We start from the raw sequence: 17,732 nt of genomic DNA on the forward strand, positions 1-17,732 counted from the left end.
GACTTGATCGCTCCAGCCCCCGCCACGGCCGGCCCGCCGGCCGTGCGCCTGATCGGCATCCACAAGCGCTTCGGCGCGGTGCAGGCCAACCGCGACGTCACCTTCGACGTCGCGGCCGGCAGCATCCACGGTCTGATCGGCGAAAACGGCGCGGGCAAGTCCACGCTGATGGGCGTGCTCTACGGACTGCACGCGCCGGATGCCGGCCGCATCGAGATCGACGGCCGCGCGCTGACCCTGGGCCATGCCCGCGACGCCATCGCCGCGGGCATCGGCATGGTCCACCAGCACTTCATGCTGGTCGAGCGCTTCACGGTGCTGGAGAACATCGTGCTCGGCGCCGAGGACAGCTGGCAGCTCGGCACCAGCCTGGCGCGGGCACGCCGCGAGGTGCTGCGCCTGTCCGACGAATACGGCCTGACGGTCGACCCGGACGCCCGCGTGCGCGACCTGCCGGTCGGCGTGCTGCAGCGGGTGGAAATCCTCAAGGCGCTGGTGCGCGGCGCGCGGGTGCTGATCCTCGACGAGCCGACCGGCGTGCTGACGCCGCAGGAGACCGAGCAGCTCATGCGCATGCTGGCGACGCTGAAGTCGCGCGGCACGACCATCCTGCTCATCACCCACAAGCTCAAGGAAGTGCTGGCCATCACCGACCGTGTCACCGTGATGCGGGCCGGCCAGGTCGTCGCCACCCGCGAGACCGCCGGCTGCACCGAGGCCGAACTGGCCGAGCTGATGGTCGGCCGCGCGGTGCGGGCGGTCGGGGATCCGGGCGTCGCGGCCCGGGCCGTGCCGCGGCGTCGCGGCGATCCGGTGCTGGACGTGGCTTCCTTGACCTGGCGTGATCCGCTGGGCGTGGCCCGCCTGAGCGACATCGACCTGCGCCTGCATGCCGGCGAGATCGTCGGCGTGGCCGGCGTCTCCGGCAATGGCCAGAGCGAGCTGCTGGCGCTGCTGGCCGGGCTGCTGCCGGTGCAGCAGGGCAGCATCCGCATCGCCTCGCGGCGCGACGGCGAGCCGGCCCACCGCTGCGATGCCCATCACCCGCCCGACCCGCGCCTGCTGCGCGAGCTGGGCGTCGCCCACGTGCCCGAAGACCGCCACAAGCTCGGCCTGGTGCTGCGCTTCCCGGCCTGGGAATCGGCGGTGCTGGGCTACCACGACGACGCCGAGCTGCGGCTCGGTCCGCGCTGGAGCCGCTGGACCGGCCTGATGGACCACCGCCGCATGCGCGCGCGCTGCCGCCGCATGATGGACGTCTTCGACGTTCGCCCGCGCGACGTCGAGCTGGCCTGCGCCAAGTTCTCCGGTGGCAACCAGCAGAAGCTCATCATCGCCCGCGAGTTCGACCGCCAGCCGCGCGTGCTGCTGATCGGCCAGCCGACCCGCGGCGTCGACATCGGCGCGATCGAGACCATCCACCGCGAGATCCTCCAGCTGCGCGACGCCGGCTGCGCGGTCCTGCTGGTGTCGACCGAGCTCGACGAGATCATGGCGCTGTCCGACCGCATCGTCGTGATGTGCCAGGGCCGCATCACCGGCAACTTCGAGCGGGCCGATGCCGACGAGGCCCGCATCGGCCTGTGCATGGGCCAGGTCGGCAGCACCTCGGCCTTCGACTCGACCCAGAGCCCGAGCGCGCTGCCGGTCGACGCGGCCGCTGCGCCGGTCCTGCCGCCGCCTTCGGCCGCGCGCGACGACGGCCGTCGGTCGGGAGACTTTCGATGAGCGCCGGCGCAGCCTCAACCGCAGCCGCACCCGCGCCGCGCCCACTGCCGCGCTGGATTGACATCGGCGTGCTGCCGCTGCTCAACGTCGCGCTGGCGATGCTGGCCGCCGGCGCGTTGGTCGCGCTGCTGGGCCACAGCCCGTGGGCGGCGCTCAAGCTGCTGGCCGACGGCGCCTTCGGCAGCCCGCTGGCCTGGGGCTACACGCTGTACTACAGCACCAACTTCATCTTCACCGGGCTGGCCGTGGCGGTGGCCGCGCAGGCTGGCCACTTCAACATCGGCGGCGAGGGCCAGGCCACGCTCGGCGGCATCGGCGTGGCGCTGCTGCTGCTGGCGCTGGACGCGCACCTGCCGGCTGTCGTGCTGCTGCCCATGGTCGTGCTGGCCGCTGCCCTGTCCGGCGCGGCCTGGGCGGCGGTGCCGGCCTGGCTGCAGGCGCGGCGCGGCAGCCACATCGTCATCACCACGATCATGTTCAATTTCCTGGCCAGCACGCTGATCGTCTGGCTGCTGGTGAACGTCATCAAGGAGCCGGGCACGCCCTCGGTCGAGACGCGTGCCTTCGCGCTGGCCGGCCACCTGCCGAGCGCGCAGCAGATGGCCGCGCTGGCCGGCATCCCCCTGCCGGCCACGCCGCTGAACCTGAGCCTGCTGCTGGCGCTGGGCTGCGCCGTCGGGGTCTGGCTGATGCTGTGGCACACCCGGCTGGGCTATGCGCTGCGGGCGCTGGGCGATGCGCCCGATGCGGCCCACTACGCCGGCTTCAGCCCGAAGCGGCTGACGGTGGTCGCGCTGATGCTGTCGGGCGCGCTGGCCGGTGGCGTGGGCGTCAACGAGGTCAGCGGCGTGCACCACCGGCTGCTGCTGGACTTCGTCGCCGGGGCCGGCTTCACCGGCATCGCGGTCGCGCTGATGGGCCGCAACCATCCCGGCGGCATCGTGCTGGCCGCGCTGCTGTTCGGCGCGCTGGCGCAGGGCGGCTCCGAGCTGGCCTTCGAGATCCCCGCCTTCACGCGCGACATGGTCATCGCGGTGCAGGGCCTGGTCGTGCTGTTCTGCGGTGCGCTGGCGCTGATGCTGCGCCCGCTGGTGGTGGGGCTGTGGCAGCGCTGGCCGCAGGCGGTTCCGACGATGGCGGGCAGCGGAACCGGAGCCCGCCATGGATGACGCGCTGCTGATCCTCTCGTCGATGCTGGGTGCGACGCTGCGCATCAGCGTGCCGCTGATCCTCTGCGCCATGGCCGGCGTGCTGAGCGAGCGGGCCGGCGTCATCGACATCGGCCTGGAAGGCAAGCTGCTGGCGGCGGCCTTCGCGGCGGCGGCCACCGGCGCCTGGGGCGCGCCGGCCGGGGTCGCGCTGCTGGCGGCGATCGGCGTGGCGGTCATGCTGAGCCTGGTGCATGGCCTGGCCTGCATCACCTTCAAGGGCGACCAGATCGTCTCGGGCGTGGCGCTCAACATCATCGCCCTGGGCCTCACGGCGGTGCTGGGCCTGCACTGGTTTCACCGTGGCGGTCGCACGCCGGACGTGCCGCCGGAAGGCCGTTTCACCGCGCTGTTCCCGGACGCCGCGAGGGCGGTGCAGGACTGGCCGCTGGTCGGTCCCTTCGTCGCCGAGGGCCTGCTCAACCACAACCTGCTGACCTGGATCGCCTTCGCCAGCGTGCCGCTGGTCTGGTGGGGTCTCTACCGCACCCGCTTCGGCCTGCGCCTGCGCGCCGTCGGCGAGAACCCGGCGATGGTCGATGCCGCCGGCATCTCGGTGGCCGGGCTGCGCTACCGCGCGGTCATGCTCGCGGGCGTGCTGTGCGGCATCGGCGGCACCTTCCTGACCCTGGCCCAGAACGCCAGCTTCACGCCCGGCATGAGCGCAGGCCGCGGCTTCATGGCGCTGGCGGCGATGGTGTTCGGCCACTGGCACCCGGTGCGCGCGTTCTGGGCCTGCCTGCTGTTCGGCCTGCTCGACGCGACCGCGATCCGCCTGCAGGGCCTGACGCTGCCGGGCATCGGCGCGGTGCCGGTGGAGCTGATCCAGGCCTTGCCCTACCTGCTGACGGTGGTGCTGCTGGCGGGCTTCTTCGGCCGTGCCGAATCGCCGGCCGCGCTCGGCCGCCCGTATACCAAGGAACGCTAGAAGCCCGTGTTGATCGGCCATTGCGGCCATCGGGGGCAAAAGTGTGAAGCAAGCCGATAGGCCGGATTCTGTGCGGCCGCCGACCCCGAAAGGTCGTCGGCCGTGACCGCCATTCATCTGGGCCGGGGGTCGCCCCACCGGCTCGGTGCCACCTACCCGCCAGCTCGTGCGAGCCGCACTCCAGGGCCGCCGAAGCGACCTTGCACTGGCCTATTTGGTGTTGCTGCGCGTAGAGATTGCCCGTTTCACCCGAACTGAATCGGCTCGTCTCTGTTGCTCTGATCCTCACCTCACGGTGGACAGCCGTTAGCTGCTACGCCGCTCTGTGCAGTCCGGACCTTCCTCCAGTGCCACCTTTCGGATCCGGCACCAGCGACGGTCTGGCTTGCTTCACGCCGTGATTGTCCCATGCGGGCCGAGCGCGCCTGCCCGGTGGCGTCGATACCATCGAACGGATGAGCTCGAATTCGATCCCGGCCGACACGGCCACGCTGGCCGCAACACCCGTCCACCACGCCCACCTCGACCTGTTCGCCGTCGTCTGCCTGGTGGGCTGCTGCGCGCTGTGGGGCCTCAACCAGGTCACGATCAAGCTGGTGCTGCCGGAGGTGCCGGCGATGCTGCAGCTGGCCATCCGCAGTGGCGTGGCCTTCGCGCTGGTGCTGCTGTGGATGCGCCATCGCGGCATCCGCTGGTCGCCGCGCGACGGCACGCTCGGCCCGGGCCTGCTGTCGGGCACGCTGTTCGCGATCGAGTTCGCCTGCATCTTCATCGGCCTGCAGCACACCACGGCGGCGCGCTCGGTGGTCTTCATCAACACCTCGCCCTTCATCGTCGCGATCGTGCTGGCGCTGCTGCTGCCGAGCGCGCGGCTGCGACCGCTGCAGGTCGTCGGCCTCGTGCTGGCCTTTGGTTCGGTGGCGCTGGCCTTTGCCGACCGCACCAGCGGTGGCGACCTGCTGGGCGACCTGCTGGTGCTGGGCGCTGGCCTGATGTGGGGACTGACGACGGTGGTGATCCGGCTGTCGGCGCTGCGCACCGCGCCGTCCGAGCTGACGCTGGCCTACCAGCTCGGCATGGCCACGCTGCTGTCGGTGGTGGCGACGCTCGTGACGGGGCAGACGCAGGCGCTGGCGAACGTCGCGCAATGGAGCGCGCTGGCCTGGGGTTCGCTGTTCTACCAGGCGGGTATCGTGACCTTCGCCAGCTACCTGCTGTGGTTCTGGCTGCTCACGCGCTACCCGACGACCCAGGTGCAGGCCTTCGTCTTCCTGTCGCCGGTCTTCGGCACGCTGTTCGCGGGCGTGGTGCTGGGCGAGCCGGTCACCGCGCTGCTGCTGGTCGGCCTGGCCGGTGTCGGCATCGGCCTGAGCCTGCTGAACCGGCGCGGCTGAGTCGGCCCGCGCCAGCACCGGTCGGCCGGGTCAGCCTTTGCGCGAGCGGTCGGCGGCGTCGCCGAGTTCGCGCGGGACCAGCGCATCGGCAGCGGGCCGGACGCAGGCCTCGGCCGGCGCCACGTGCAGGGCATCGGTCGAGCCGCCTTCGGTGCGGAAGTGCTCGGGCATGGGGCCCTCGGCCCGCAGCGCGTCGACCTGGAAGCCGGCGTGGCCCAGCTGTCCCTCGTCGCGGCGATGACCGCGCATGCCGCTGCGCAGGTAGCGGTTCTGGTGATTGGGCCGCGGCACGTAGCGCGCCAGCTCGGTCAGGGCCATCTCGTAGACGTTGCGCTTGAACTCGATCACGACCTCCAGCGGCACCCAGTAGTCGTGCCAGCGCCAGGCGTCGAACTCGGGGTGATCGGTGGCGCGCAGGTTCATGTCGCTGTCGCGACCGAGCAGCTGCAGCAGGAACCAGATCTGCTTCTGGCCCTTGTAGTGACCGCGCGCGTCGCGGCGGATGTAGTGGTCGGGCACCTCGTAGCGCAACCAGTCGCGGGTGCGGGCAATGATGCGCACGTGCTCGGGATGCAAGCCCACCTCTTCGTGGAGCTCGCGAAACATCGCCTGCTCGGGCGATTCACCATGTTTGATGCCGCCCTGCGGGAATTGCCAGGAGTGCGTCCGGATGCGTTTGCCCCAGAACACCTGGCTCCGCTGGTTGAGCAGGATGATGCCGACGTTGGGCCGGAAGCCTTCACGGTCGAGCATAATCAGACCCCAATTTTCAAGTTGGTTTGATTATTGCACTGGCCCTTGCGGCGCAACCCCGGCAAATACCCACTCGGGGCGGTGCATCTCCAGGTGAACCCCCCGCATGAAAGCAACCCAGTTCTTCATCTCCACGCTGAAGGAAGCGCCCGCTGACGCCGAGGTCAGGAGCCATCAGCTGATGATGCGCGCCGGCATGATCAAGCGGCTTGGAGCCGGCATCTACAACTACATGCCGATGGGCCTGCGGGTGATCCGCAAGGTCGAGGCCATCATCCGCGAGGAGATGAACCGGGCCGGCGCGGTCGAGCTGCTGATGCCGGTCGTGCAGCCCGCCGAGCTGTGGCAGGAGACCGGCCGCTTCGACAAGATGGGCCCCGAGCTGCTGCGGGTGAAGGATCGCCACGACCGCGACTTCATCATCCAGCCGACCAGCGAGGAGGTCGTCACCGACATCGCCCGCCAGGAACTGCGCAGCTACAAGCAGCTGCCGAAGAATTTCTATCACATCCAGACCAAGTTCCGCGACGAGCGCCGGCCCCGTTTCGGCGTGATGCGCGGGCGCGAGTTCACGATGAAGGATGCGTACTCCTTCGACCGTGATCCGGCCGGCGCGGCCAGGTCCTACGAGGCCATGTTTGCGGCCTACAAGCGCATCTTCGACCGCTTCGGGCTGGCCTATCGCGCCGTCGCGGCCGACACCGGCGCCATCGGCGGCGACCTGTCGCACGAGTTCCAGGTCATCGCCGACACCGGCGAGGACGCCATCATCTACTGCCCGACCAGCGACTACGCCGCCAACATCGAGCTGGCCGAGGCCGTCGCGCCGGCCGGTGGCCGGGCCGCGCCGACGCAGGCGCTGGCCAAGACGCCCACGCCCGGCAAGGCCACTTGCGCCGACGTCGCCGCGCTGCTGGGCCTGCCGCTGACGCAGACCGTCAAGTCGCTGGTGCTGGCCACCGACGCGCTCGACGAGGCCGGCGACATCGTCAAGTCCACCGTCTGGCTGCTGCTGGTGCGTGGCGACCACGATCTCAACGAGGTCAAGGCCGGCAAGGTCGAGGGCCTCAAGGGCGGCTTCCGCTTTGCGACGCCGGCCGAGATCGACGAGCACTTCGGCTGCAAGCCCGGTTACCTCGGCCCGATCGGGCTGAAGAAGCCGGTCCAGGTCATCGTCGACCGCACCGTCGCGGCCATGTCCGACTTCGTCTGCGGCGCCAACGACGTCGACCACCACTACACCGGCGCCAACTGGGGCCGCGACCTGCCCGAACCCGATGTGGTAGCCGACCTGCGCAACGTGGTCGAGGGCGATCCGTCGCCCGACGGCAAGGGCGTGCTGGCGATCCAGCGCGGCATCGAGGTCGGTCACGTGTTCTACCTGGGCACCAAGTACAGCCAGGCGATGAACGCGACCTACCTCGACGAGACCGGCAAGCCGCGCCTGATGGAGATGGGCTGCTACGGCATCGGCGTGACCCGCATCCTGGGCGCGGCGATCGAACAGAACCACGACGCACGCGGGATCATCTGGCCCGAGTCGATTGCGCCGTTCACGGTCGTGATCTGCCCGATCGGCTACGACCGCTCGGCCGAGGTCAAGGCCGCCGCCGACGCGCTGCACGACGAGCTGCGCGACGCCGGCATCGACGTGCTGCTGGACGACCGCGGCGAGCGCCCCGGCGCGATGTTCGCGGACTGGGAGCTGATCGGCGTGCCGCACCGCGTCGTCATCTCCGACCGTGGCCTGAAGGACGGCAAGGTCGAGGCGCAGGGCCGTCGCGACGAGGCCGCCACCGCCGTGCCTGCCGCCGAGATCGCGGCCTGGGTGAAGGGCCGCGTCCAGGTCTGAGGACCGACGCGATGCGCGCGATGCCGGCCTGGAAGCAGCTCGCGATCGTCGCGGCGCTGCTGTGCGCGACGGCATCGGCGCGGGCCGGCCGGCAAGCCGAGGAACCGCTGGCCGATGCGGTGCGTGGTGCCCTCGCCGCGGCGGTGGCCGATGGCGCGCCGCCGCGCCTGGAGTTCGCCCACATCGAGCAGCGGCTGGCCTACCTGCGCTGGCTGGGCCAGGCCAGCGAGCGGCTCAAGCGCCGCAAGCCCGACTTCGACGTGCGGCGCGAGTTCCTCGAAGCCGTCTGGTACGAGAGCCGTCGCGCCGGTCTGGACCCGTCGCTGGTGCTGGGGCTGGTCGAGGTCGAGAGCGGCTTCCGCAAGTACGCGATCTCGAGCGCCGGGGCGCGCGGCTACATGCAGGTGATGCCCTTCTGGGTCCGCCTGATCGGCGACGGCGATGCCGGCCGGCTGTTCCACCTGCAGGCCAACCTGCGATTCGGCTGCGTGATCCTGCGCCACTACATCGACCGCGAGCAGGGCAACCTGTTCATGGCGCTGGGCCGCTACAACGGCAGCCGCGGCAAGGCGGCCTATCCGGATGCCGTGCTGGCCGCCCGCCAGCGCTGGGTCCAGCCTGAGGCCGACCTGCGCATCGCCACCGGCGTGGCACCTTTGCCGGTGCCACGCTGACGGGCACGAAGACCCGCGCCCACCGGCGGAATCAGTGGATCGTCGCGGGTCCGGTGGTCATGCCCCGGGCGCGACGGATGCGGTGGATCAGGCGCGGCAGCACCAGCACCGACACGATCACCAGCAGCAGGCCCAGCGAGACCGGGCGGTCGATGAAGACGCGCCAGTGGCCTTCGCCGATCGACATCGCGTTGCGCAGCTGGGCCTCGGCCAGCGGGCCCAGGATCATGCCGACGACCACCGGCGCGGTCGGGAAGTCGTAGCGCCGCATGACCAGGCCGAGCAGGCCGATGCCGTAGAGCAGCACCAGGTCGAAGGCCGACTGGCGCATGCCGTAGACGCCCACCGTCGCGAAGATCAGGATGCCGGCGTAGAGCTGCGGCTTGGGCACGTCCAGCAGCTTGACCCAGAGCTTGACCAGCGGGAGGTTCAGCACCAGCAGCATCACGTTGCCGATGTAGAGCGAGGCGATCAGCGCCCAGACCAGCGCGCCGTTGGTGTCGAACAGCTGCGGGCCCGGGTTGATGCCGTAGTTCTGGAACGCGCCCAGCAGGATCGCGGTCGTGTTGGAGGTCGGGATGCCCAGCGTCAGCAGCGGGATCAGCGTGGCGGTGATGGCCGCGTTGTTGGCCGCCTCCGGACCGGCCACGCCCTCGATCGCGCCGGTGGTGCCGAATTCGTCCTTGTGCCGTGACAGCTTCTTCTCGGTCGCGTAGCTCAGGAAGGTCGGGATCTCGCTGCCGCCGGCCGGGATGGTGCCGAAGGGGAAGCCGATGAAGGTGGCGCGGATCCAGGCCGGCCAGGAACGTTTCCATTCCTCGCGCGTCATGTGGACCTGGCTCATCTTGTTGCGCGTCTCCTGGACCTTGTTGTCGTAGAGCACGACGAACAGCGCCTCGCCGACCGCGAACAGGCCGACCGCGACCAGCACCACCTCCAGGCCGTCCATCAGCTCGGGCACGCCCAGCGTGTAGCGGACCTGGCCGGAGATCTGGTCGATGCCGATCAGCCCCATCGCCAGGCCGATGCCCAGCGCCGTCAGGCCACGCAGCTTGCTGCGGCCGAGCACGGCGCTGACGGTGATGAAGGCCAGCAGCATCAGCATGAAGTACTCGGGCGGGCCGAGCTTGATGGCGTGTTCGGCCACCAGCGGCGCGAACAGCGTGACCAGCACCGTGGCGATGGTGCCGGCCACGAAGGAGCCGATTGCCGCCGTGGCCAGGGCCGCGCCGGCGCGGCCGTTCTTGGCCATCTTGTTGCCTTCCATCGCCGTCACCATCGAGCCGGCCTCGCCGGGAGTGTTCAGCAGGATGGAGGTGGTCGAGCCGCCGTACATCGCGCCGTAGTAGATGCCGGCGAAGAAGATCATCGAGGCGGTGGCCTCGACCTTCAGCGTGATGGGCAGCAGCATCGCCACGACCGTGGCGGGCCCGAGGCCGGGCAGCACGCCAATGGCCGTGCCCAGCGTGCAGCCCAGCAGCGACCACAGCAGGTTGATCGGCGTGCCGGCCGTCATGAAGCCGGCCAGCAATTGGTTCCAGATGTCCATGGGGTATCCCGTCGGGGAACACAGGCGATGCGGGCGCCGCAGCGTGGTGCGGCGCCCGGATCAGGGGAGGCGGCTCAGAGCCAGCCGCCGAGGCCGAGGCCGGGCAGCTGGATGGCCAGCAGCTTGCCGAACAGCCAGTACACCGGCGCGGCAATCGCGATGCCGGTCAGCGCGTCGCGCACCCAGCTGCGCCAGCCGCTCAGCCGGTCACCGCGCGCGACCTGGAAGCCGCGCGCCGCCAGCAGGAAACACAGCGCACAGGCCAGCACGAAGCCGATGCGGGTGATCAGCAGCGCGTTGAGCAGGATGCCGGCGCTGACCCAGGCGAAGCCGATCCAGTGGCCGCGCTCGTCGCCCTCCGGGCCGTCGAATTCGCGGAAGCCGCCGACCCGCGCATGGGCGACCAGCAGCAGGCCGCAGACCAGCAGCAGCGCGCTCACGACCAGCGGCAGGAAGTTCGGGCCGACGCCGCCGTAGCCGGCCTCGGACGGCATCGACATCGCGCCGGCCCCGTAGCCCAGCGCGATCACGACGACGCCGGCGCCGACGCCGGTCTGCGCGAGCCGGTCGCTCACGACACCATCCCCGCCTTGTGCATGATGTCGTGCAGGCTGGTGAACTCGCTGTCGACGAACTTGGCGAAGTCGGCGCCCGCCAGGAAGGCCGGCGTCCACTTGTTCAGCGCCATCGCATCGGCCCAGGGCTTGCTCCGGGCCAGCTGCGTGACCAGCTCGACCAGCGCCTTCTGCTGCTCGGCCGTGATGCCAGGCGCCGCGTAGACGCCGCGCCAGTTGCCGATCTCGACGTTGATGCCCTGTTCCTTGAGCGTCGGGATCGCGACGCCGGGCAGGCGCTCGCCGGAGGTCACCGCGATGGCGCGCATCTTGCCGCTGGCGATGTACTCGTCGAACTCGCTGTAGCCGCTGCCGCCGACCGTGACGTTGCCGCCCAGGATGGCCGCGACCGCCTCGCCGCCGCCCCGGAAGGCGACGTAGTTGATCTTGGCCGCGTCGACGCCGACATCGCGCGCGATCATGGCCGCGGCGATGTGCTCGGTGGAACCACGCGAACCGCCGCCCCACTTGACGCTGCCCGGGTCCTTCTTCATCTGCTCGACCACGTCCTTCATCGTCTTGAAGGGGGAAGCGGCCGGCAGCACGAAGACGTTGTATTCGCTGGTCAGTCGGGCAATCGGCGTGGCGGTCTTCAGGTCAACCGGCGGCTTGCCGGTGATCAGGCCACCGAGCATCACGGCGCCCATCACCATCAGCGCGTTCGGGTCGCCCTTGCTGGCATTGACGAACTGCGCCAGGCCGATGGCCCCGGCCGCGCCGCCCTTGTTCTCGAACTGCACGGCGCTGGCCAGGCCGGCGTCCTGCAGGGCCTTGCCCATGGCCCGGCCAGTGGCGTCCCAGCCGCCGCCCGGGTTGGCGGGAATCATCAGCTTGAGGTTGGCCGCCGCGCGGGCGCTCAGCGGCAGGCCGCCGGCGGCCTGCCAGCGTGGCCAGCGCGCCCAGGGACTTCAGGAAGGTGTCTCGACGCATGGTGCGGGTCTCCGTTGTCGTGTGGCAGGAAGGACAGAATCGATGCCCGGATGGTGCCGAAGCTGGCTGTCGATCGGCTGTCCGGCACCTCGGGGAAAACACCGGCCACGCCATGAAATTGCTGCTCATCGAAGACAACCCGGCCATGCAGACCACGCTGCAGCGCGCCTTCGAGCGCACCGGTGCGCAGGTGGTGGCCTGCGGCGACGGCGCCCGCGCGCTCGACCGCTGGCGTGCCAGCGTGCCCGACGTCGTGCTGCTCGACCTCAGCCTGCCGGGCCTGGACGGGCTGGAGGTGCTCAGCCGTGCCCGCGCCGAAGGGCTGGACACGCCGGTGCTGATCCTGACCGCGCGCAGCGCCGTCGGTGACCGCGTGCTGGGCCTGAACACCGGCGCGGACGACTACCTCGCCAAGCCCTTCGACCTCGACGAGCTGGACGCCCGGGTGCGCGCGCTGGCCCGTCGTCGCGCGCCCACGCACCATGTCCAGCCGGCCTACTGCGGCCTGCAGGCCGATGCCGAGAGTGGTGCGGTCTACGCTCACGGCCAGGCGATGGAACTGGCCCCGCGCGAGGCCGCGCTGTTGCGCGCGCTGCTGGCCCGGCCCGGCCAGGCGGTCGCCAAGGATCGCCTGTTCGAGCTGGTCTTCGCCGGCGAGGCCGACGTCCAGCCCGATGCGATCGAGGTGGTCGCCTACCGGCTGCGCAAGCGCCTGGCCAGCACCGGCGCGAAGCTGGTGACGCTGCGCGGGCTGGGCTACCTGCTCGCGCCGCAGGACCCGGCCGAGCCGGGCGTGGGCGGCACCGGGGGCGGTGCGTGATCCGCTGGCGGGACGGTCGCTGGTTGGACGGCCGCTGGGCGGGCCTGTCGATGCGCAGCCGGCTGCTGGCCGGCGTGCTGCTGCCGGTCGTGCTGCTGATGACGCTCAACACCTGGAGCCTCTACCGCGAGGCCTTGCGCGCGGCCGACCTGGCCTACGACCGGACCCTGCTGGCCTCGGCCAAGACCATCGGCGAGCTGCTCGACATCGGCCCCGGCGCCACGCCGGAGGCCGGCCCGCAGCTGCGCGCGACCGTGCCCTACGCGGCGCTGGAGGCCTTCGAGGCCGACAACCGCAGCCGCATGTACTTCAAGGTCACGGGCTTTTCCGGCGAGATGGTGTCGGGCTTCGAGGACCTGCCGGCCTGGCACGGCCAGATCCCGATGCGCGGGCCCTATGCCGCGCTGGTCGATTTCTACGACGACACCTTCCGCGGCGAACCGGTGCGCGTTGCCGTGCTGCTGCAGCCGGTGGCCGGTCAGGCCGGCCAGGGCATGGCGACGGTCCAGGTGGCCGAGACGCTGGAGCTGCGCCAGACGCTGGCCCGCGCGATGCTCTGGTCGACGCTGTGGCGCCAGCTGCTGCTGCTGGCGGTCATCAGCGCGGTGGTGTCGTGGGTGGTGCAGCGCGCGACGCTGCCGGTGCGCGCGCTGAGCGCGGCCATCGAGGCCCGGCCGGCCGACGACCTGAGCGCGTTGCCGGTCGGCGACGCACCGCGCGAGCTGCAGCCGCTGATCACCGCGACCAACGACGTGATGGCCCGGCTGGCCGGCCTGCTGGCGCGCCAGAAGCGCTTCATCCGCGATGCCTCGCACCAGCTGCGCACGCCGCTGGCGGTGCTCAAGACGCAGGTCCAGTCGGCCCTGCGGGGCGACGTGCCGCCAGGCCAGGCGCTGGCCGAGATCGGCGTCACCGTCGACGGCGCGACCCGGCTGGCCAACCAGCTGCTGGCGCTGGCCAAGCTCGAACAGGCCCGCCACGACCAGCCGCCCGAGGCGCTCGACCTGGCCGCGCTGGTGCGCGACGTGGCGCTGGACCTTGCGCCGCTGATCGCCGAGAAGGCGCTGGAGTTCGAGCTGCTGGCCGACCGCCCGGTGCCCGTCCACACCCAGGCCTGGATGGTCCGCGAGCTGGTCCGCAACCTGCTGCACAACGCACTGCGGGCGACGCCGCGCGGCGGCGGGTTGCGCATCGAGGTCGGGCCGTCGCCCAGCCCCGGCTTCGTGATCCGCGACAGCGGCCCCGGCCTGTCACCGGCCCAGCGCGAGCGGCTGTTCGAGGCCTTCCACAGCGGCAGCCAGGGCGGCAGCGGACTCGGCCTGCACATCTGTCGCGAGATCGCCACCCAGCTCGGTGCGACGCTGGCGCTGGACGATCGGCTCGATGGGGACGGCCGCGTGATCGGCCTGTCGGCCGGGGTCAGCCTGCCGGGTTGACGGGCGAGGTCAGAGCCCGGCCCAGGCCTTGGGCCGGGCGGCGTCCAGGCCGCAGACCTGCAGCACCCGCTCGACCGTCTCGTCGACCAGCTCGTCGATGCTCTGCGGCCGGTGGTAGAAGGCCGGCAGCGGCGGGAAGACCACGCCGCCCATCTCGGTCACGGCGACCATGTTGCGCAGGTGGGCGAGGTTGAAGGGCGTCTCGCGCACCATCAGCACCAGCCGGCGCCGCTCCTTGAGCGTCACGTCGGCCGCGCGGGTCAGCAGGTTGTCGCCGAAGCCGTGGGCGACGGCGGCGAGCGACTTCATCGAGCACGGCGCGATCACCATCGCGTCGGTCGCATAGCTGCCGCTGGCGATGCAGGCCCCGACCTCGCCCGGGCCATGGGCCTGGTCGGCCAGCGCCTCCAGACCGGACCGGTCCAGGCCCAGCTCATGGTGCACGTTGAGGATGCCGGCGGGCGTCGCGACCAGGTGGGTGGTGACGCCGAGTTCGCGTGCGCGCTGCAGCAGCCGCACGCCGTAGACCGCGCCAGAGGCGCCGGTCAGGCCGACGACCAGGCGCGGCGCGGCGGGGCGGGTCGTCAAGCGATCAGTCCTTGACCAGCGCCTGCAGCTCGCCGGCCTGGTACATCTCCATCATGATGTCCGAGCCGCCCACGAACTCGCCCTTGACGTAGAGCTGCGGGATGGTCGGCCAGTTGGCGTATTCCTTGATGCCCTGGCGGATCTCCTCGTCTTCCAGCACGTTGACGGTGGTCAGCGAGCCGACGCCGCAGGCCTTCAGGATCTGGATCGCACGGCCCGAGAAGCCGCACATCGGGAACTGCGCGGTGCCCTTCATGAAGAGCACGACGGGGTTGGACTTGACGATCTCGTCGATGCGTTGCTGGACAGGGTTCATGGTGGGTCAGCCGTGGTGCGGTGGGGCAGGGATGGTCCTGTCGGACAGGACCGGAAAGACCCGGTTTATAAGCGATAGCGGCCCTGCTCCGGCCCGCTGGGGCCTCTCGACGTGGCCACGGGCGGCACCGGATCAGAAGGCGTAGGAGACGCCCACCTGCAGCAGCGGCAGCCAGCGCAGGTCGCCGACCGCGGAGCTGTCGTCCATCGACGCGCCGGAGCGGTTCAGGCGCAGACCGCCGCTGCCGTCGCGCGTGCTCATCAGGCCGACGTCGGCCTTGACGCCCCAGCCGGAGCGGTCCGCGCCCAGCGAGTAGCCCAGCCCGAGGTAGGTCACGGTGCCCGCCTCGCGGACCTGACCCCACAGGGGCATCGTGTGCATGGCCGGCATCACCGGTCGCAGGCCCGCGCTCGATCCGCTGGCCGACCAGCCATCGCCGGCGGCCCGTGCCGTGGCTGACGTCAGGCCGATCCAGCCACCGGTCGCCCGAAGGCCGGCACTTGCGCCCGCCAGGCCATCGGCCCGCGCGCCGCCGAAGTAGTAGTCGCCCAGCAACTGCCAGCCGGCCCGGCCGCTGCGCAGGACGCGGGGGTCGGGGTCGCCCGGCCCGAGCGCGAAACGGGCGACCCAGCTGCGGCCATCCAGCCTCAGGCTGCCGGGCTCGGCGCGCAGCTGCAAGGTTGCGGATCGGTCTTCGGGGTCATCGGCCCGGGCGATGCCGGGCAGGGTCATGACCATGAACGCAGCGGCGATCAAGGGGCTCGACACGGTCCAGGCGGACCGGCGGGCACTGCGGCTGGCGTGGCGGGCTGGAGAGCGGACCTGGGCGTTGAACAGCGGCCTCACGGGGAACTCCTGGCGCGGCAGGCGGGATTCGCCTGCGATGAAACGATGCTACGCCCGGGCCGTCACGGCAGGTGTTGCATCTCGCGCATCAGGGCCTTGCGGTCGATCAGATCGGGTGCCCGGACCTGAACGGCGTCACGCCGAGGCGAGGGTGACCCCTCACGGACGGCGCGCGCCGGTGCAGCGCCGATGGCCGCCGAGGTCCAGCCGGTGGCCGATCTCGTGCCAACCGGCCGCCTCGAAGATCGCCGCGACCGCGTCGGCCTGGTCGTGGCCGTGTTCGAGCAGCAGCCAGCCGCCCGGCCGCAGATGGGCCGGTGCGCCGGCGATCAGCGTGCGCAGGTCGGCCAGGCCGTCCTCGTCGGCAACCAGCGCCTCGCGCGGCTCGTGGCGCAGGTCGGCCAGGTGCGGGTCGTCCGGGCGGATGTAGGGCGGGTTGCTGACGATCAGGTCGACGCGCAGGCCGGTCATCGGCTCGAACCACGAGCCTTGCCGCCAGTCGATGTCCAGGCCCAGCCGCTCGCCATTGGCCCGTGCGACGGCCAGCGCTGCGGCACTGCGGTCGACCGCGCCAACGCGGGCCTTCGGGTGGCGGTGCTGGATCGCCAGCGCGATCGCGCCGCTGCCGGTGCCGAGGTCGAACACCGTCGGTGCCGCACCGCCCAGGGCCGCCAGCCGCTCCAGCGCCCAGTCGACCAGCGTCTCGGTGTCGGGTCGCGGGTCCAGCACGTCCGGCGTGACCTGCAGCAGCAGGCCGTGGAACTCGTGCTGGCCGGTCAGGTAGGCGACCGGCACGCCGGCCGCGCGGCGCGCGCACCAGTCGGACCAGCGGGCCGCCTGCGCCGGGCTCAGCGGGTGGTCGTCGTGGATCAGCAGCCAGGCCCGGTCCCGGCCCAGCAGAGCGCCCATCAGCACGTCGCGGTCGACCCGGTCGAGGCCGGCGGCGCGGGCCTGGTCCAGCGCGACGGCCACCGTGAGCGCCGGCGAGGCGCTCATCCGCGCGCCTCCAGCTCGGCCAACTGCTCGGCCGCCTGGGCCGCCTGCAGCGCGGCGGTCAGCTCGCCGAGGTCGCCGTCCATCACCGCGCCGAGCTTGTAGAGCGTCAGGTTGATGCGGTGGTCGGTCACCCGGCCCTGCGGGAAGTTGTAGGTCCGGATGCGGTCGCTGCGGTCGCCGCTGCCGACCAGGCTGCGGCGCGTGGCGGCCTCGCGCTCGGCCCGGGCGCTGCGCTCGCGTTCGCGGATGCGGGCGGCCAGCACCTGCATCGCGCGGGCCTTGTTGCGGTGCTGCGAGCGGTCGTCCTGGCACTCGGCCACGATGCCGGTGGGCAGGTGGGTGATGCGCACCGCCGAGTCGGTCTTGTTGATGTGCTGGCCGCCGGCGCCGCTGGCACGGTAGGTGTCGATGCGCAGGTCGGCCGGGTTGATTGCGACCTCGGCGGCCTCGTCCGGCTCGGCCAGCACCGCGACCGTGCAGGCGCTGGTGTGGATGCGGCCCTGCGACTCGGTGGCGGGCACGCGCTGCACGCGGTGGCCGCCGGACTCGTACTTGAGCGCCTCGTGCACCGCCTCGCCCTCGATGCGCACGACCACTTCCTTGTAGCCGCCGAGGTCGGACTCGCTGGCCGACAGCAGCTCGGTGCGCCAGCCCTGCCGCTCGGCGTGGCGCAGGTACATGCGCAGCAGGTCGCCGGCGAACAGCGCCGACTCGTCGCCGCCGGTGCCGGCGCGGATCTCCAGGAAGACGTTGCGGTCGTCGTCCTCGTCGCGCGGCAGCAGGGCAGCCTGCAGGGCCTGTTCGAGCGCGGCCAGCCCGGCCTCGGCGGCCTCGATCTCGGCGCGCGCCAGCTCGGCCATCTCGGGGTCATCGAGCATCGTGCGGGCCTCGGCGATGGCGCGCTCATGGCCGACGTAGGCGTCCCAGCGCTCGACCAGCGCGCCGACACGGGCGTGCTCGCGGTTCAGGCCGCGCAGCGTGGCGATCTGCTGGCTGACCGCCGGATCGGCCAGCGCGGCGTCGATCTCGGCCAGACGCAGGCGTTGCCGGTCGAGTTGCTGGCGCAGGAAGGGAGACATGGCGGAGCGGGCAGGGCCCGG

Annotated in this window: 16 protein-coding genes, 1 other RNA gene and 1 pseudogene; 8 read left to right on the forward strand and 10 right to left on the reverse strand. The window is 71.5% G+C overall.

Going from position 1 to position 17,732, the window contains the following annotated elements; genetic code table 11:
• Nucleotides 1–3 precede the first annotated feature (3 nt).
• Genes Q8X39_RS03970 through Q8X39_RS03980 form a run of 3 tightly spaced genes read left to right on the forward strand, consistent with a single transcriptional unit; the run spans nucleotide 4 to nucleotide 3,864 of the window.
• Nucleotides 4–1,728: an ABC transporter ATP-binding protein gene (locus Q8X39_RS03970; protein WP_305748347.1), complete on the forward strand. Its 1,725-nt coding sequence runs from the start codon at nucleotides 4–6 to the stop codon at nucleotides 1,726–1,728.
• The gene (locus tag Q8X39_RS03975; protein WP_305748348.1) at nucleotides 1,725–2,897 is read left to right on the forward strand and encodes an ABC transporter permease; all 1,173 of its coding nucleotides are present in this window, start codon (nucleotides 1,725–1,727) and stop codon (nucleotides 2,895–2,897) included. The genes Q8X39_RS03970 and Q8X39_RS03975 overlap by 4 nt, the downstream gene beginning before the upstream one ends.
• Nucleotides 2,890–3,864, forward strand: coding sequence for an ABC transporter permease (locus Q8X39_RS03980; protein ID WP_305748349.1), 975 nt, complete (start codon nucleotides 2,890–2,892; stop codon nucleotides 3,862–3,864). Before Q8X39_RS03975 ends, Q8X39_RS03980 begins: the two co-directional genes overlap by 8 nt.
• 41 nt (nucleotides 3,865–3,905) lie before the next feature.
• On the opposite strand, the gene rnpB is transcribed toward Q8X39_RS03980, so the two are convergent.
• Nucleotides 3,906–4,256: RNase P RNA component class A (gene rnpB / locus Q8X39_RS03985), an RNA gene on the reverse strand.
• Between the two features lie 63 nt (nucleotides 4,257–4,319).
• On the opposite strand from rnpB, the gene Q8X39_RS03990 reads away from it, so the two are divergent.
• The gene (locus tag Q8X39_RS03990) at nucleotides 4,320–5,258 is read left to right on the forward strand and encodes a DMT family transporter (protein WP_305748350.1); all 939 of its coding nucleotides are present in this window, start codon (nucleotides 4,320–4,322) and stop codon (nucleotides 5,256–5,258) included.
• A 30-nt stretch (nucleotides 5,259–5,288) separates the two neighbouring features.
• On the opposite strand, the gene Q8X39_RS03995 is transcribed toward Q8X39_RS03990, so the two are convergent.
• Nucleotides 5,289–6,011, reverse strand: a complete 723-nt coding sequence (locus Q8X39_RS03995) for an RNA pyrophosphohydrolase (protein WP_305748351.1) — start codon at nucleotides 6,009–6,011, stop codon at nucleotides 5,289–5,291.
• Nucleotides 6,012–6,117: 106 nt separating this feature from the next.
• On the opposite strand from Q8X39_RS03995, the gene Q8X39_RS04000 reads away from it, so the two are divergent.
• Both Q8X39_RS04000 and Q8X39_RS04005 read left to right on the forward strand, forming a co-directional pair.
• A complete protein-coding gene (locus Q8X39_RS04000; RefSeq protein ID WP_305748352.1) occupies nucleotides 6,118–7,863 on the forward strand; it encodes a proline--tRNA ligase in 1,746 nt (581 codons plus the stop codon).
• A 20-nt stretch (nucleotides 7,864–7,883) separates the two neighbouring features.
• Complete coding sequence (locus Q8X39_RS04005; RefSeq protein ID WP_305748764.1) at nucleotides 7,884–8,537, forward strand: lytic transglycosylase domain-containing protein; 654 nt, start codon at nucleotides 7,884–7,886, stop codon at nucleotides 8,535–8,537.
• A gap of 31 nt (nucleotides 8,538–8,568) precedes the next feature.
• Here the strand turns inward: Q8X39_RS04005 and Q8X39_RS04010 are convergent, their stop codons facing one another.
• The 3 genes and pseudogenes from Q8X39_RS04010 to Q8X39_RS04020 form a co-directional block, all read right to left on the reverse strand.
• Nucleotides 8,569–10,086, reverse strand: coding sequence for a tripartite tricarboxylate transporter permease (locus Q8X39_RS04010; RefSeq protein ID WP_305748353.1), 1,518 nt, complete (start codon nucleotides 10,084–10,086; stop codon nucleotides 8,569–8,571).
• Between the two features lie 74 nt (nucleotides 10,087–10,160).
• Entirely contained in the window at nucleotides 10,161–10,661 is a 501-nt protein-coding gene (locus Q8X39_RS04015) for a tripartite tricarboxylate transporter TctB family protein (RefSeq protein ID WP_305748354.1), read from the reverse strand.
• A pseudogene (locus tag Q8X39_RS04020) lies at nucleotides 10,658–11,630 on the reverse strand (Bug family tripartite tricarboxylate transporter substrate binding protein). Before Q8X39_RS04020 ends, Q8X39_RS04015 begins: the two are co-directional and overlap by 4 nt.
• Nucleotides 11,631–11,742: 112 nt before the next feature.
• Between Q8X39_RS04020 and Q8X39_RS04025 the strand changes: the two are divergent.
• Together Q8X39_RS04025 and Q8X39_RS04030 are read left to right on the forward strand one after the other, a co-directional pair.
• Nucleotides 11,743–12,450, forward strand: coding sequence for a response regulator transcription factor (locus tag Q8X39_RS04025; protein ID WP_305748355.1), 708 nt, complete (start codon nucleotides 11,743–11,745; stop codon nucleotides 12,448–12,450).
• Between the two features lie 50 nt (nucleotides 12,451–12,500).
• Nucleotides 12,501–13,886 carry a sensor histidine kinase gene (locus Q8X39_RS04030; protein ID WP_305748765.1) on the forward strand — a complete coding sequence of 462 codons (1,386 nt, stop codon included), beginning with the start codon at nucleotides 12,501–12,503 and terminating at the stop codon, nucleotides 13,884–13,886.
• Nucleotides 13,887–13,895: 9 nt separating this feature from the next.
• On the opposite strand, the gene Q8X39_RS04035 is transcribed toward Q8X39_RS04030, so the two are convergent.
• From Q8X39_RS04035 to prfA, 5 genes are all read right to left on the reverse strand, one after another.
• Entirely contained in the window at nucleotides 13,896–14,474 is a 579-nt protein-coding gene (locus Q8X39_RS04035) for a UbiX family flavin prenyltransferase (protein WP_305748356.1), read from the reverse strand.
• A 4-nt stretch (nucleotides 14,475–14,478) separates the two neighbouring features.
• The gene (grxD, locus tag Q8X39_RS04040; protein ID WP_305748357.1) at nucleotides 14,479–14,790 is read right to left on the reverse strand and encodes a Grx4 family monothiol glutaredoxin; all 312 of its coding nucleotides are present in this window, start codon (nucleotides 14,788–14,790) and stop codon (nucleotides 14,479–14,481) included.
• A 132-nt stretch (nucleotides 14,791–14,922) separates the two neighbouring features.
• Nucleotides 14,923–15,636: a hypothetical protein gene (locus Q8X39_RS04045; RefSeq protein ID WP_305748358.1), complete on the reverse strand. Its 714-nt coding sequence runs from the start codon at nucleotides 15,634–15,636 to the stop codon at nucleotides 14,923–14,925.
• 159 nt (nucleotides 15,637–15,795) lie between these two features.
• Nucleotides 15,796–16,632: a peptide chain release factor N(5)-glutamine methyltransferase gene (gene prmC, locus Q8X39_RS04050; RefSeq protein WP_305748359.1), complete on the reverse strand. Its 837-nt coding sequence runs from the start codon at nucleotides 16,630–16,632 to the stop codon at nucleotides 15,796–15,798.
• On the reverse strand, nucleotides 16,629–17,711 hold the full coding sequence (prfA, locus tag Q8X39_RS04055; protein WP_305748360.1) for a peptide chain release factor 1: 1,083 nt from the start codon (nucleotides 17,709–17,711) through the stop codon (nucleotides 16,629–16,631). Before prfA ends, prmC begins: the two co-directional genes overlap by 4 nt.
• Between the last annotated feature and the right edge of the window lie 21 nt (nucleotides 17,712–17,732).

It is taken from the genome of Leptothrix discophora (genome assembly GCF_030705305.1).
GTDB lineage: Bacteria > Pseudomonadota > Gammaproteobacteria > Burkholderiales > Burkholderiaceae_C > Sphaerotilus > Sphaerotilus discophorus.

Coding starts and splice junctions, on each gene's coding strand:
- Q8X39_RS03975 (WP_305748348.1), top strand. CDS start 1,725: ATGAGCGCCGGCGCAGCCTCAACCGCAGCCGCACCCGCGCCGCGCCCA.
- grxD (WP_305748357.1), bottom strand. CDS start 14,790: ATGAACCCTGTCCAGCAACGCATCGACGAGATCGTCAAGTCCAACCCC.
- Q8X39_RS03990 (WP_305748350.1), top strand. CDS start 4,320: ATGAGCTCGAATTCGATCCCGGCCGACACGGCCACGCTGGCCGCAACA.
- Q8X39_RS03995 (WP_305748351.1), bottom strand. CDS start 6,011: ATGCTCGACCGTGAAGGCTTCCGGCCCAACGTCGGCATCATCCTGCTC.
- Q8X39_RS04025 (WP_305748355.1), top strand. CDS start 11,743: ATGAAATTGCTGCTCATCGAAGACAACCCGGCCATGCAGACCACGCTG.
- Q8X39_RS04030 (WP_305748765.1), top strand. CDS start 12,501: ATGCGCAGCCGGCTGCTGGCCGGCGTGCTGCTGCCGGTCGTGCTGCTG.
- prmC (WP_305748359.1), bottom strand. CDS start 16,632: ATGAGCGCCTCGCCGGCGCTCACGGTGGCCGTCGCGCTGGACCAGGCC.
- Q8X39_RS03980 (WP_305748349.1), top strand. CDS start 2,890: ATGGATGACGCGCTGCTGATCCTCTCGTCGATGCTGGGTGCGACGCTG.
- Q8X39_RS04000 (WP_305748352.1), top strand. CDS start 6,118: ATGAAAGCAACCCAGTTCTTCATCTCCACGCTGAAGGAAGCGCCCGCT.
- Q8X39_RS04010 (WP_305748353.1), bottom strand. CDS start 10,086: ATGGACATCTGGAACCAATTGCTGGCCGGCTTCATGACGGCCGGCACG.
- prfA (WP_305748360.1), bottom strand. CDS start 17,711: ATGTCTCCCTTCCTGCGCCAGCAACTCGACCGGCAACGCCTGCGTCTG.
- Q8X39_RS04005 (WP_305748764.1), top strand. CDS start 7,884: ATGCCGGCCTGGAAGCAGCTCGCGATCGTCGCGGCGCTGCTGTGCGCG.